10 protein-coding genes and 1 pseudogene are annotated in these 13,661 nt (G+C 65.0%); 2 read left to right on the plus strand and 9 right to left on the minus strand.

Annotated features, from left to right (window positions below):
• From ACIQ42_RS07925 to ACIQ42_RS07960, 8 genes are all read right to left on the minus strand, one after another.
• Nucleotides 1–311, minus strand: a 311-nt coding sequence (locus ACIQ42_RS07925) for a hypothetical protein (RefSeq protein ID WP_397421660.1), incomplete at its 3' end; no start/stop codon positions are given.
• Nucleotides 312–362: 51 nt separating this feature from the next.
• Nucleotides 363–1,808 (minus strand): hypothetical protein, encoded by a 1,446-nt coding sequence (locus ACIQ42_RS07930; protein WP_397421661.1) that lies wholly within the window; start codon nt 1,806–1,808, stop codon nt 363–365.
• A gap of 227 nt (nt 1,809–2,035) precedes the next feature.
• Nucleotides 2,036–3,133: an acyl-CoA dehydrogenase family protein gene (locus ACIQ42_RS07935; protein WP_397421662.1), complete on the minus strand. Its 1,098-nt coding sequence runs from the start codon at nt 3,131–3,133 to the stop codon at nt 2,036–2,038.
• Between the two features lie 199 nt (nt 3,134–3,332).
• Entirely contained in the window at nt 3,333–4,535 is a 1,203-nt protein-coding gene (locus tag ACIQ42_RS07940; protein ID WP_397400862.1) for an acyl-CoA dehydrogenase family protein, read from the minus strand.
• 152 nt (nt 4,536–4,687) lie between these two features.
• Nucleotides 4,688–5,893, minus strand: a complete 1,206-nt coding sequence (locus ACIQ42_RS07945) for an acyl-CoA dehydrogenase family protein (protein ID WP_397421663.1) — start codon at nt 5,891–5,893, stop codon at nt 4,688–4,690.
• A 136-nt stretch (nt 5,894–6,029) separates the two neighbouring features.
• Entirely contained in the window at nt 6,030–7,235 is a 1,206-nt protein-coding gene (locus tag ACIQ42_RS07950; protein ID WP_397421664.1) for an acyl-CoA dehydrogenase family protein, read from the minus strand.
• Between the two features lie 46 nt (nt 7,236–7,281).
• Nucleotides 7,282–8,490: an acyl-CoA dehydrogenase family protein gene (locus ACIQ42_RS07955; RefSeq protein ID WP_397421665.1), complete on the minus strand. Its 1,209-nt coding sequence runs from the start codon at nt 8,488–8,490 to the stop codon at nt 7,282–7,284.
• 8 nt (nt 8,491–8,498) lie between these two features.
• Nucleotides 8,499–9,704, minus strand: a complete 1,206-nt coding sequence (locus ACIQ42_RS07960; protein WP_397421666.1) for an acyl-CoA dehydrogenase family protein — start codon at nt 9,702–9,704, stop codon at nt 8,499–8,501.
• Nucleotides 9,705–9,818: 114 nt separating this feature from the next.
• On the opposite strand from ACIQ42_RS07960, the gene ACIQ42_RS07965 reads away from it, so the two are divergent.
• On the plus strand, nt 9,819–11,459 hold the full coding sequence (locus tag ACIQ42_RS07965; RefSeq protein ID WP_397421667.1) for a phosphatidylglycerol lysyltransferase domain-containing protein: 1,641 nt from the start codon (nt 9,819–9,821) through the stop codon (nt 11,457–11,459).
• A 25-nt stretch (nt 11,460–11,484) separates the two neighbouring features.
• On the opposite strand, the gene ACIQ42_RS07970 is transcribed toward ACIQ42_RS07965, so the two are convergent.
• On the minus strand, nt 11,485–11,691 hold the full coding sequence (locus ACIQ42_RS07970; protein WP_397421668.1) for a hypothetical protein: 207 nt from the start codon (nt 11,689–11,691) through the stop codon (nt 11,485–11,487).
• Between the two features lie 132 nt (nt 11,692–11,823).
• On the opposite strand from ACIQ42_RS07970, the pseudogene ACIQ42_RS07975 reads away from it, so the two are divergent.
• A pseudogene (locus ACIQ42_RS07975) lies at nt 11,824–13,661 on the plus strand (hypothetical protein); the annotation flags it as partial.

The following is a 13,661-nucleotide window of genomic DNA, read 5'->3' on the forward strand; positions in this document are numbered from 1 at the left end:
TCCACTATCAGCGCTATCGTTTCATCGGAACCCGAGGGGTAGGGGGACAATTCCGCCAAGGCTCCGATGATGCGCGCGATGGGGTAGCAGAGGGGGCCGACGACGAGACTCCAGATGAACACGTGTGACAAGGGCGCCCCGGAGACAAGTTGAAACGCTGCGATCAAACTCATGGCGATCATCGACCATGCCACCCACCCGATCTTCCAGGTGCGCAGGTCCTTGCGTTTCGACAGTCCGACTTCCGCCCACAGCGCGCAGGCGCCCGCAACCGCAAGCGTGAAGCAGCCCAATGCGATCCACCCGGTCACCTCACGGCCGTCCAGGACACGTGCTACATAGGGTCTCTCCGGCCCGATCCATCAGAAATAATCGGGTTCCCGCTGGCGCATCTGGTCTTCGAACCTGCCGACGGCGCCCATGACGCTGTCACGCCAGTTCGGGTCCACGGCACGTCCCAGATCATAGGCGGTCCAAGCGCTCACAACGTCGTACGCGCCATAATAGGCATCGCCTGCGTCCTTGAAGGTGTTGCTGGACCAGGGGTGGGCCTGGATGTGAATCCAATAGTTATCCACGCGGTTGGGGGGCATCGCCGCCCGGATTGCGGGATCCCAATCCTTCGACGCCGGGGAGGTCGTCAGCAGGTTCGCGTAAGTCACATTCCGAAACGTGCCATAGGCGAGGCCCTCCATGCGGGGAGAACTCAGAAAGCGTGCCGCAGCCTGCCGATCCCCTGGCGCCTGGGCATTCCCCGCCAGATCGCTGATCGCCATCAGCCGGGCGGCCTCCGGATCGGCCCACAGTTGTGGCAACATCGCGCGTACGCCGCTCAGCAACGGGCTCGGCGCCCCGCCTATGGGCTTGAATGCGACGGCATGTTCCTGGGTGAGTTGCATGAACAGCCACACGGCCTCAAGTCCGCGCCCCGAAGTGAGGGCGGCGCGCATGGCGGCCAGTGTCGCCTCTGCAGTCGGCTTCTGCATCGTCCCGTCGAGGGCTTGAGACACTGTCCGAAGTGCAAGGGCGCGTGGCGACCCACCCAGCTGCGCCTCTTCCGACAGAGCTGCGGTCAAGCCGGCTGGTAGCGGATACGCTGCCGACAAGCGGCGAACATTGGAAATGCTCAGCCGTTGCTGCGCCAACGGGCCTGCATCCACGTCGATAGACGCCGGAATTACCCGTCCGTTGGCGATGTCGCCACGGACCTGTGGATGAAGCGGCGCGTAGCGCGCCAGGAAGCGGATCAAGCCACGCATCTCCTGGGCCGATATATCGCCCACCGAGCCTCGAACCGACGTCAGGATGGCTTTGCCGACACGGTATTCACGACCCTCCCGCGTTTGGCGCATTTCAAGGCGAGATGGCCGGGAACCCACGATGCCAAGCTCGGCGGAATTCGCTTCCGCGCTGAAACGGGGATCCTCTGATGCGACCCGGCTCAAAGCCGCGCGGTTCTCGATTTCCACTAGCTTGAACGCGACAATGGCATAGCAGCTGTGACTGGTGAACACTCTGGCCGTACGGTTCCACGACATGGTTCTACACAGCGCGTGATCTTCCAGTGTTTGCTTTTCGCCCTCCACAATCTGAGAGAAGGTGGGGGCCAGGATGACAACCTCAGTGGTGATCTCGGCGGGCTTGTCCGGCCGGATCTTCTCTCTACGGAGATCGAAGACAAGCGCCTCGGATTCTACGAGCGATCGAGCTTGCCGGACCTGATCGCTGGTCCACAGCGGGTTGGCCCGGGCCAGCTCCGTCGCGAGGCTCAAGGTGCAGACCAGCGCCGCCAGCACGAAGCGTTTCATTCCGGACAGCCCTCGAACAACCTGAACGGGCAAGATGCCATAACGAGCGCTATTCGGCTACCGGTTCCGCCCTTACCTCCCCCATGAAATGGCGGGAGGGGGACCACGCCCCGAAGAGGGCGTGGTGGTAGGGGCAGGCCACACGCACGGCCCATCAACCCCAAAGAAAAACCCCGCCGGCTCTCACCGACGGGGCTCCTCAAACTCAAACCGCATTCAGCGGCGTATCAATACCCCTGGATCCGGGCATACCGATCCCGATGGAACGCCTGGTTGCCGAACGCTGCTTCCGCCGCACGGGCGCGCTTCAGATAGAAGCCCGCATCGTGCGCGTCGGTCATGCCGATGCCGCCGTGCATCTGCACCATCTCGTTGCTCACCAGATGGAACGTGTCGCCCATCTTCGCCTTGGCCAGCGACACCAGTTCCGGCACGTCCGGGGCGTCGTTGTCGATCGCCGTCAGCGCAGCCTCGACGGCCGAACGCGACAGTTCCAGCTCGGTGAACATCTTGGCTGCGCGGTGCTGCAGGGCCTGGAAGGAACCGATCACCTGGCCGAACTGAACGCGGGTCTTCAGATAGTCCAGCGTCACTTCAAAGGCCTGCACGGCGGCGCCCAGCATTTCTGCCGAGATGCCGGCCCGCGCACGGTCCAGGGTCTTTTCCAGCAGGGCCGCGCCGCCGGTCAGCTTGTCGGCGTCCGAGACGGCGACGTTGTCGAAGCTGACGTTGGCCGCGCCGCGGCTGTCGGCCAGGTTCAGCTTGGTGCGGGTCACGCCGGGGGCGTCAGCGGCCACCAGATAGAGCTCGACGGCGCCGCCCGAAACGGCCGAGACCACGAACACATTGGCCGCCATGCCTTCCAGCACAAAGGTCTTCTTGCCCGAGAGCTTGCCGTCCGAGACGGTGGTCGCCACCTTGTCGGGGCGATGGTGTGGGCCTTCATCGACCGCCAGGGTGGCGATGGCCGCGCCTTCCGCGATCTTGGACAGCCAGGCCGACTTCTGCGCGTCCGAGCCGCCCAGGATGATCGCCGAGGCGCCGCCCAGCGCGCTGGCCAGCAGCGGCGAGGCGGTGAGTGTGCGGCCGGTTTCTTCCAGCACCAGACCCAGGCTGAGGTAGCCGAAGTCAGAGCCGCCGTATTCCTCGGGGATGATCACCCCGGCCCAGCCCATTTCCGCCATCTCGTTCCAGGCGGCGACGTCGTAGCCCAGCTCGGCGCCGCTATCGCGCATCTTGCGGAAGGCGGTGACCGGGGACTTCTCCTGCACCCAGCTCTTGGCTGCGTCGCGCAGCATGCTCTGTTCTTCAGTCAGAACGGCCATAGTCGTTGTTTCCTTCGTGAATTTCTTGTCGTGACGTTGGTGATCGGGATTTCAGATGGAGAGCGGGTGCGGCGTCAACGCCCCCTCCACCCTTCGGGTGCCCCTGCCCCGTGAACGGGGAAGGTTTGTCGCGCGTACCTCCCCTGCGCAGCGGGGGAGGGGGACCACGAAGTGGTGGAGGGGGCGCTGGGTTCGCACATCACTTGCTTTGCGTAAGGTCCGGCAAGCCCAGAATGCGCTTGCTGACGATATTCGACTGCACCTCGGACGAGCCGCCGAAGATGGTGAAGGCCTTGCCGAACAGCCAGCCGCGCACCGCGCCCAGTTCCTCAGCCGAGAAGTCGTCGCCCTCCCAGCCCAGGCCCTGATGGCCCATGATCTCCAGCGCCATCTCGTGACGCTCCTGGATCAGGGAGGTGCCGGCGTTCTTCATGATCGAGGTGGTGTTGCCGGGGCTGGCGTTGCCGCGCGCCTCGACCATGGCGCGCACAGCGGTCTGCTGGAACGCGCGCATGTTCATCACATTGTTGATCAGGCGGGTACGCAGATCGCTGTCGGCGATCCGGCCTTCCTCGTCGACGCCCACATATTCCTTGGCCAGCTGCTCGATGGGCTTGCCGCCCGAGCCCAGCCCGCCGCCGGCGCCGGTGAGGCCCGAACGCTCGTGCTGCAGCAGCCGCTTGGCGATGGTCCAGCCGCCGTTCAGCGGTCCGACCAGGTTCTTCTTTTCGGCGATGGCGTCAGTCAGGAACACTTCGCAGAAAGGTGAAGATCCCGCGATCAGAGGAATCGGACGGGTTTCAACGCCCTTCTGATGCATGGTGAACAGTACAAACGAGATGCCTTCGTGTTTCTTCGAAGTATCCGTGCGAACCAGGCAGAAGCACCAGTCGGCCCATTGCGCGCCGCTCGTCCAGATTTTCTGACCGTTGATGACAAAGTGGTCGCCCTTGTCTTCGGCTTTAGTCTGGAGACCTGCGAGGTCAGAGCCGGCGCCCGGCTCGGAGAAGCCCTGGCACCAGGCGATTTCGCCGCGGCAGATCGGCGGGATGTGCTCCTGCTTCTGCGCCTCGGTGCCGTACTCCAGCAGGGTGGGGCCGAACATCATCACGCCCATGCCGCCGATCGGGTTGTAGGCCCGCGCCCGGGCGAACTCGCCCTGCACCACCCGCGCTTCCGCCGACGACAGTCCGCCGCCGCCGTATTCCTTCGGCCAGGTGGGGGTGCCCCAGCCCTTGGAGCCCACCGCCTTGCGCCAGGCTTCCATGTCGGGTGTGGGCGTGTTGCGCTCCTCCACCTGCATCGGGTTCTTGCCCTTGAGCGCGGCGGGGAAATTCGCCTCGACCCAGGTCCTTACCTCGCCCCGGAAGGCCTCGAGGTCAGTTCCGCCAAAATCCGCCATCTGTCTGTCTTCGTCCTCTTTGAACCCAAATTCCTGATCGTCATCCCCGGGCCTGACCCGGGGACCCATGCTGACCTTGCCGCCCACAAGCCGGAACGTCCGGGAGCATGGGTGGCCGGGTCAAGCCCGGCCATGACGAGCGCTGTGGTAGTCTACCGTGCCTGCGTCACCTCGGGCAGTCCGAGAATCCGCTTTGAGATGATGTTCAACTGCACTTCCCAGGAGCCGCCCGCAATGGTTCCGCTCTTGGTGCGCAGCATGGCCTTGATGGTCCCGGTCTCCTCGTCGGTAAATCCGGCGCCGTCCCAGCCCAGGCCCTGATGGCCCAGAACCTCGACCGACAGCTCGGCCTTGTCCTGGCGTACCTTGGAGCCCACGTTCTTCAGCACCGACGAGGCCGCATTGGGGCCGGAGTTCCCGCGATTCTCCTCAGCCGCCCGTCGCCCGGTGAGCTGGAAGGCGCGTTCTTCCATCAGGTGTTCGGTAATACGCCGGCGCAGGTCCACGTCGGTCAGCCTGCCGCTGTCATCGACGCCCACATAGGCCCTGGCCAGATCCTTCAGCGGCGGTCCGGGCACGGCGCCGGGACCGGGGCCGCCGCCCGCGCCGGAAATGCCCTCCCGCTCATGCTGCAACAATCGCTTGGCGATGGTCCAGCCGCCGTTCAGCGGCCCCATCAGGTTGGCCTTGGGCACCTTCACATCGGTGAAAAAGGTCTCGCAGAAGGGCGCTGTGTCGTTGATCAGCCGGATCGGCCGCGGTTCAACGCCGCCGCCGGCCATGTCGATCAGCAGGAAGCTGATCCCCTCATGCTTCTTGGACGTATCGGTACGTACCAGACAGAAACACCAGTCAGCCTTGTCGGCGCCGCTCGTCCAGATCTTGCTGCCGTCCACCACATAGTGGTCGCCCATGTCGACGGCCTTGGTCTGCAAGCTCGCCAGGTCTGATCCGGCGCCGGGCTCGGAGAACCCCTGGCACCACATCTTCTCGCCCCGTACGATGGCCGGGATGTGCTCGTGCTTCTGGGCTTCGGTGCCGTACTCCAGCAGGGTTGGGCCGAACATGATGACGCCCATGCCGCCGATCGGATTATAGGCGCCGATGTCGGCCATCTCCTGGGCCAGCACCTTGGCTTCCTCCCGGCTGAGGCCGCCGCCGCCATAGGCCTTGGGCCAGGTGGGTGTGCCCCAGCCCTTGTCGCCCATGGCCTTGCGCCAGGCGTCCCGCTCGGGGCTCAGCGCTTCCAGCCGCTCGCCACCGCCCGTGGCGCCCTTAAGGGACGCCGGAAAATTGGCCGTCAGCCATTCGCGAACATCCGCCCTGAACGCGTCGAGGGTATTGCCGAAATCCGCCATCTCAAGTTCCTCTCCCGTCTGCGGGGGAGGGGGACCGCGAAGCGGTGGAGGGGGCGTTGCCCCGACCACCGAATGCGCCGCAGCGCCCCCTCCGACCCTTCGGGCCACCTCCCCCGCACGCGGGGGAGGATTGATGTTACCCCTGCGTCGTATCCGGCAGGCCAAGGATGCGCTTGGAGACGATATTGCTCTGCACTTCCTGGCTGCCGCCGTAGATCGTGGTCGCCTTGCCCGAGAGCCAGGCGCGCACGGTCTCAAGCTCGTCCTTGTCGAAGTCCTCGCCAGCCCAGCCCAGGCCCTGATGGCCCATGATCTCCAGCAACAGCTCCGACCGGTTCTGGCCGATCCAGGTGCCGGAGTTCTTCATCACCGAGGTGGTCGCCGAAGGGTTCACATTGCCCTTGGCCTCGTCCATGGCCCGCAGGACCGTCAGGGCGTGGGCCTTGGCGTTGATCTGGTGTTGCGAGATCCGGGTGCGCAGATCGCTGTCGGCCAACCGGCCCTGATCGTCGACGCCCACGTACTTCTTGGCCATGTCGGGGATCGAGATCCCGCCGCTGCCGGCCATCCGCGACCCGCCCTGGCCTGAGCGTTCATGCTGCAGCAGCCGCTTGCCCACCGACCAGCCGCCGTTCAGCGGCCCGACCATGTCGTCCTTCTCGGCGCGCGCATCGGTGAAGAAGGTCTCGCAGAACGGCGAGGAGCCCGCGATCAGCTTGATCGGCCGGGTCTCGACCCCGGGCTGGTGCATATTGATGAGCACAAAACTTATGCCCTCATGCTTCTTCGTGGTATCTGTACGAACCAGACAGAAGCACCAGTCGGCGTATTGCGCGCCGCTCGTCCAGATCTTCTGGCCATTGATTTTCCAGTGATCTCCGGCGTCCTCGCACTTCGTCATCAGACTGGCGAGGTCCGATCCGGCGCCGGGCTCGGAATACCCCTGGCACCAGCGCAGCTCACCCTTCACGATCGGTGGGATGTGGCGCTGCTTCTGCTCTTCGGTGCCGTACTCCAGCAGGGTCGGGCCAAACATCGACAGGCCCATGCCGATCATCGGGTTGTAGGCGCCGATCCGGTCCATTTCATCGGCCAGCACCCGCGCCTCCGCGCCGGTCAGGCCGCCCGCGCCATATTTCTTCGGCCAGGTGGGGGTGCCCCAGCCCTTCTCGGCCATCCGCTGCTTCCAGACCAGATAGTCACCGGTGGGCTTCACCCCGCCCGCGATCATCCGGGTTCCCGCCTCGGGATCCTCCCGCAGCGACTGCGGATAGTTGGCCTCAAGCCAGGTCCGCGCCTCCGTCCGGAACGTGTCCAGGTCCGAACCGCCGAAATCCGCCATCGCATTCTCCCAAACTGGCGCCGTAGTGATACCGCTTCTTCTAATCCTACTTCGGATCCGGCAGGCCTAGAACCCTTTTTGAGACCACGTTCAGATTGATTTCCGAACTGCCGCCCTCGATCGAGTTGGCCTTGGATCGCAGCCAGCCGCGAACGGCGGCCAGCTCGCCGGGCTCATAGCCCTCGCCGGCCCAGCCCAGTCCCTGATGGCCCAGCCCCTCGACCAGCAGTTCGTTGCGCTCATGGGCGATCTTGGCCCCGGCGTATTTCATGGCGGCGGCCAGGTTGGACGGACCGTTGCCGGCCTTGGACTCATCCTGCTGGCGGTGCACGGTCAGCTGGAAGGACCGGGCCTCCATCAGGTGCTCCGTGATCCGTCGGCGCAGGTCGGTGTCGCTGAGTCGCCCATCGGCCTCGACCCCGACGCCGGCCTTGGCCGCCTCGACAACGGTCGGCACCGCTGTGCCCCCGCCGATGTTGCCGGCGCCCAGGCTGGCGCCGATGCCTTCCCGTTCGAACTGCAGCAGCCGCTTGGCGATCGTCCAGGCACCGTTCAGCGGTCCGAACAGCTGATCCTTGGGCACCTTCACGTCAGTGAAGAAGGTCTCACAGAACGGCGACGTGCCGTTGATCAGCAGGATCGGCCGGACTTCGACCCCCGGGGCCTTCATGTCGATCAGCAGGAAACTGATCCCCTCATGCTTTTTCGACCGGTCCGTGCGCACCAGACAATAGCAGCGATCCGCGTACTGTGCGCCAGAAGTCCATATTTTTGAACCATTTACGAGGAAGTGATCGCCCTTGTCCTCGGCCCAGGTCTGCAGTGACGCTAGGTCCGATCCGGCGCCCGGTTCGGAGTACCCCTGGCACCACCACACATCGCCGTTCACGATGCCCGGGACGTGCTCTTTCTTCAGCGCATCGCTGCCGTACTCCAGCAGCGTCGGGCCGAACATCGAGACGCCCATGCCGCCAATGGGATTGCGGGCGCCGATTTTCGTCATCTCCTCGGCCAGCACCCGGGCCTCGTCGCGCGAAAGGCCGCCGCCGCCGATTGACTTCGGCCAGACCGGCGTTCCCCAGCCCTTGGCCCCCATGGCGCGGCGCCAGGCCAGCGCTTCAGGACTTTCCGGTTGGGCCTGAAGCTTGGCAAGCTGGGCCATCGGGTTCTTCGCCAGAGACTTCGGGAAATTGGCCTCCAGCCAATCCCGCGCCTCGGCCCGGAAGGTTTCTACGTCGCCGCCAAAGTCTGCCATGTGTAGCCCTACTTCATGTCCGGAAGGCCAAGCACCCGCTTGGCGATTACATTGAGATTCACTTCCGAGGTGCCGCCCTCGATGGAGTTGGCCTTGGTTCTCAGCCAGCCGCGCACCGCGCCGATTTCCGGCGGATCATAGCCCTCGCCGTCCCAGCCCAGGCCCTGGTGGCCCAGGGCCTCGATCATGAGCTCGGAACGTTCCTTGGCGAACTCGGCCGCCGCATACTTGATGATCGACGTGGCCGCGCTCGGCCCATTGCCCGCGCGGCTCTCGGCCGCCGAACGATTGATGGTCTGTCGCAGCGCCTGGAAGTCCATCTTGTTAAGGGTGATCCGCTTGCGCAGGTCTGCATCCGGTAGGGCGCCATAGGAGGTAGCGACGTTTGCCAGATCGCCGGACGCGCCACCGGCCGTGCCGCCCTCGCCGAAGCCGGCGGAGATGTTCTGCCGCTCATATTGCAGCAGCCGCTTGGCGATTTCCCAACCGCCGTTGACCCGGCCGACCAGGTTTTCCTTGGGGATCTTCACGTCGGTGAAGAAGGTCTCACAGAACGGGCTCTCGCCGCTGATCAGCTGGATCGGCCTTGTCTCGACGCCCGGCGACGCCATATCGATAAGCACGAACGAGATGCCCTCGTGCTTCTTGGTCGCGTCGGTCCGCACCAGGCAGAAACACCAGTCGGCCTTGTCCGCATAGCTCGTCCACACCTTGCTGCCGTTGATCAGCCAGTGGTCGCCCTTGTCCTCGCACCTGGTCGCCAGCGCGGCCAGGTCCGAGCCGGCGCCTGGCTCGGAATAGCCCTGACACCAGCGGACCTCGCCTTTGATGATCCGAGGCAGGTGGACCAGCTTCTGGGCTTCGGTGGCGTATTCCATCAGCACTGGCCCAAGCATCCAGATTCCGAAGGCCAGCACCGGCGGCCGGTACTTGCCAGCGGCCAGCTCCTTGTCCAGAATCCGGGCTTCGTCAGCCGTCAGCCCGCCGCCGCCATAGGCCTTTGGCCACGTAGGTGTCGTCCACCCCTTGGCCGCCATGCGGTTCATCCAGAGGATTTGCGGATCTTGGGAACCTGCGAACGCCCGACCTCCCCAGACCGCTTCCGGGTCAGTCGGCGCATCGGCGCTGCGCAATTCGGCGGGATACATGGCCTCGAGCTGCTCGCGGACCTCCTTTCGGAAGGCCTCAAGGTCGACAGCGCCGAAATCGGCCATGGCGTTCTCCCAACTGTTACAGGACTCAAACTTAATGATCGTCTCGGCAAGGGCAAGCCGAATGAAACAGTTGTTTGAGCGGAAGTGCGCCAACCTAGCTAAGAGAACGACTCAATGAGCCTGTTGTCTGACCTGAAGCCCGCCACGAACGCCGCCGCGCCGTGGACGGCCGCGTTACTCACCCTGGCCGCGGGTGTCATGTTGCTGGCGTCGGCGGCGACGCCCTCCGAGCCGACGCGGTTCGTACGCGTGATGCAGATCGAGCCAGTGCTTCTGATCGAGCTCAGCCACTTCGCGTCAAGCGTTCTGGGGCTACTCCTGGTGATGCTGGCCTTCGGGCTGCGGGCGCGGCTTGGCGCGGCCTGGGCGGCTACAATTGTGGTGTTGCTGGTGGCGGCTCCGCTCAGCCTGGTGAAAGGATTCATTTGGGAAGAAACCACCATCCTGACCGCACTTGCCGTGATGCTCGTCCCCTTTCGCCGGGCGTTTCCACGAACCGCGCGCCTGACCCGCATGGAGGTGACCCCCGGATGGTTGCTGTCGGCGGTCTGTCTGGTGGCAGGGGCGGGTCTCCTCGGTGTCTGGTCGTTCCAGCACGCCGATTATGGCGAGATGCCCTGGTGGGAGGTCATGGCGGACGAGGATGCGGCGCGGTCTCTTCGCGGCTGGGTGGGTGCGGCCATGGCATTGTTGGCGGTAGGCGTCTGGCGCCTGCTGGCCTCCGCCGCCACGCCCGCGATCGTCGGGGATGAGGACCCGGAGTTTCAGCGCGTACGCGCGATCCTGGCCAACGCGGAGGTGTCCAAGCCGACATCCAACCTCGCGCTTCTGGGCGACAAGCGGTTCCTGTTTTCTGCGTCGGGCGACACTTTTCTGATGTTCGGGGTCAGGGGGCGCAGCTGGATCGCGATGGGCCCGCCGGTCGGGCGGCGCGACGAGCGCCTCGAATTGCTCTGGCAGTTCCGCGAGCTCGCCGACTCCCATGCGGCGCGCCCGGGATTCTATCTGCTCGAGGCAGACGATCTGCCAGACATCGTCGAGTTGGGTTTTGCGATCCAGAAGCTGGGTGAAGCGGCTGTGACCCCGCTGGAGGACTTCACCATCGAGGGCACCAAACGCGGGAACCTGCGGCGGGCGTGGCGCAAGGCGGCCGAGGAGGGGGCGACTTTCGAGGTCGTTCCTCCGGAGGCGGTAGAGGCGCTGATCCCGGATCTGCAGCGGATCTCGGACGAATGGCTTGCGGGACACGCCGGCGGCGAGAAAGGCTTCGCGCTGGGGGGCTTCCATCCGCCCTATGTCCAGCAATTCCCGGTGGCGGTGGTGCGCTGGGAGGGCCGGATTGTGGCCTTCGCGACCCTTTGGCCCGTAGCCTCCCTGTCGGCGTTTTCAATTGATCTGATGCGCTATGTCGAGGAGGGTCCTCGCCGGATCATGGACTATCTGTTCGTCGAACTGATCCAGTGGGGGCGCGAGCAGGGATACGCCGCCTTTGACTTCGGCATGGCGCCGCTGTCCGGTCTGGATGATCGCCCTCTGGCGCCCATGCTGTCGCGGGTGGGTCGCCTGATCTTCGACAGGGGCGAGGAGATTTACAACTTCCAGGGCGTGCGCGGATACAAGGACAAGTACGATCCGTTGTGGCAGCCGCGATACGTCGCAGCCCCGCGTAAATGGGCAATCCCGCTGCTCATGGCTGATGTCGGTCTGCTGACATCCGGGGGAATGGCCAACCTCGCCAAGCGTCCGGCAAAGTAGATCGACGAGACGGTCCCGGCGACGACTACGACCCGGGTGGGTTGAGCCCCGCCATCCGGAGTGCGCTGAACAGGAACATCATCGCCCCCGCCGCCGCCAGCAACATGATGAAGCGCCACGGCGCCATGCGCGGGCCTTTCAGCGGATTTGGCGGCCGCGCACCACGCCAGCCGGCGAACAGCCCGATGAGCGCCAGGGCCAACCCGAAACTGACCGTGGTCGAGATCGTCATTGTCCCTTTTTAGTCCGCAGCGAAGAAATCATCCACAGAAACCCCTTGACCCACCAGATGTTGTGTTAACGGCGCGTTTACACCCCATAGTTCGGCGCCTAGGGTAAGGTTTGTTCGAGAGGTGCGATTCGAATGAGCGCGGGGGCGCCCTGGAGCGTCAAAGGTATTGATCCCAAGGCCCGTGAGGTCGCAAAGGATCTTGCCCGTCGCTCCGGCATGACATTGGGTGAATGGCTGAACCGGGTCATCCTGGAGGATGACCTGCCCGAGGACGTCACCGCTGAAGCCCAGGTCTCGGATCGACTTCATCGGCTGTCGAACCCCGCGCCACGGTTGGCCGTGGCCCCAGGATCATCAGACCTCGCGCGTGTCGGTTCTGCGCTGGATCGAGTGACTGAGCGCATCGAGGCGTCGGAAACCCGCACGGGCCTGGCGATCCATGGCGTGGAGCATTCAGTCCGTCAGGCGTTGGCCCGTATCGAGACTGCCGAGCGGGAGCAGCGCGCCAGCGTCCACCGGCTGGAGAGCCTGGTCGCCGAGAACACGGCGGATCAAGTCGCGTTTGGTGCGCGTCTGCGCCATCTGGAATCAGAGCCGGCGGGTCCCCGGTCTGTTGAGGCGATGCAGGCCATTGAGTTGCGTCTGGCCAGCGTTGAGCCGGAGGCTGTAACCGATGCCGTGCTGCAGCGGCTCGGCGAGCGTCTGGCCGAGGCAGAGGCGCGAACCGCCAATGCGCTGGAAACGCTGCAAAAAACCCTGGCCTCCTTCGATCGGCGTGTGGCCGCCGTTGAGCGCCATGACGCTGTCGCCGCTGAGCAGAGGTTCGAGGCCTTGGGGCTTGCGCTGACGCAGCAGGTTGAGCAGGTGCGCGGCGAGGTGGCGCGGAAACTGGAAGCCGCGACGGGCCCGGCGCTCGAGGCCCGGCTCAGCGCCATGGCCGAAACCGTCAAGGCGGCCGAGCGGCGATCGACGCGTGCCGTCGAGGAGATCGGCCGACAGGTCCTGTTGATGGCCGAGGCGGTCAGCCGAAAGCTGGGCGAAGTGGACCAGCGAAGCGCTGACGCCATTGACCAGGTTGGGTCAGAAGTCGCGCGGATTGCAGGCGCAGTCGAGCTGCGCCTGGCCCGTGGCGAACACACGCAGGCCGAAGCTTTCGAGCGTCTGAACGCAGGCTTCTCAAGGGTTACCGATGCATTGGCCGCTCGCGGTATAGGCGCGAATGCGGAGGTTTATCCCGGGTCTGCGAAGCGGGACGCTGTCGACCGGCATCCGGTTGATGAAATTGAACCCATGCTGGCCGCGATCGATCAGCAGGTTGACCAGACGCTGATTGCCGACGATGCGGCGGTCGAGCCCGATCCCCAGACGGCGGCCCTGCTTGAGGAGGCCCGCCAGCGATTGGGTCTCGCGCACGAGGTAGAGGTCGAAAGCGACCTGCCCGCGAAGTCTGATCCTTTCATGGCGCCAGACCCTCAAACCCTGGCCCTTCTGCAGGAGGCCCGGCAACGCCTTGGCCCCCCACCTGAACCTGAACCTGAGCCCCTGCCAGTAGAGGCCGCAGCGCCGCCGACGCAGACCGGGCCATTCGATCCAGAGCTTTTCGCCCGGGCCGAGCCCGGCGATGAAGGTCGTCAGGAACCTTACGAAGCCCCTTGGCGACGCCTGGACCTGAATGAATCGAAGCAAGACGTCGAGACTGTGTTTGTTCCGATCCGGGAACCCGATGATGAGGCGCTCTTCGCGCCTCGTGATGCACCTGCGCCTTCGCCCGAATTGTCTACGCGCGAGGTTATTGATCGCGCTCGCGCGGCGGCGCGCGCCGCCAACGCCAACCCGCCCCTCGACATGCGTGCGAAGGTCGACCGGAAAGCAGCGACAGGTCGTCTGTTTCAGGGGTTTGGGGCCAAGCCACCGGCCCGTCGCCAGAATACCACCCTGCAGACCGCCCTGCTGGTCGCCGGAGGCGCAGC

The organism is Phenylobacterium sp. (genome assembly GCF_044372605.1).
Taxonomy (GTDB): Bacteria; Pseudomonadota; Alphaproteobacteria; order Caulobacterales; family Caulobacteraceae; genus Phenylobacterium.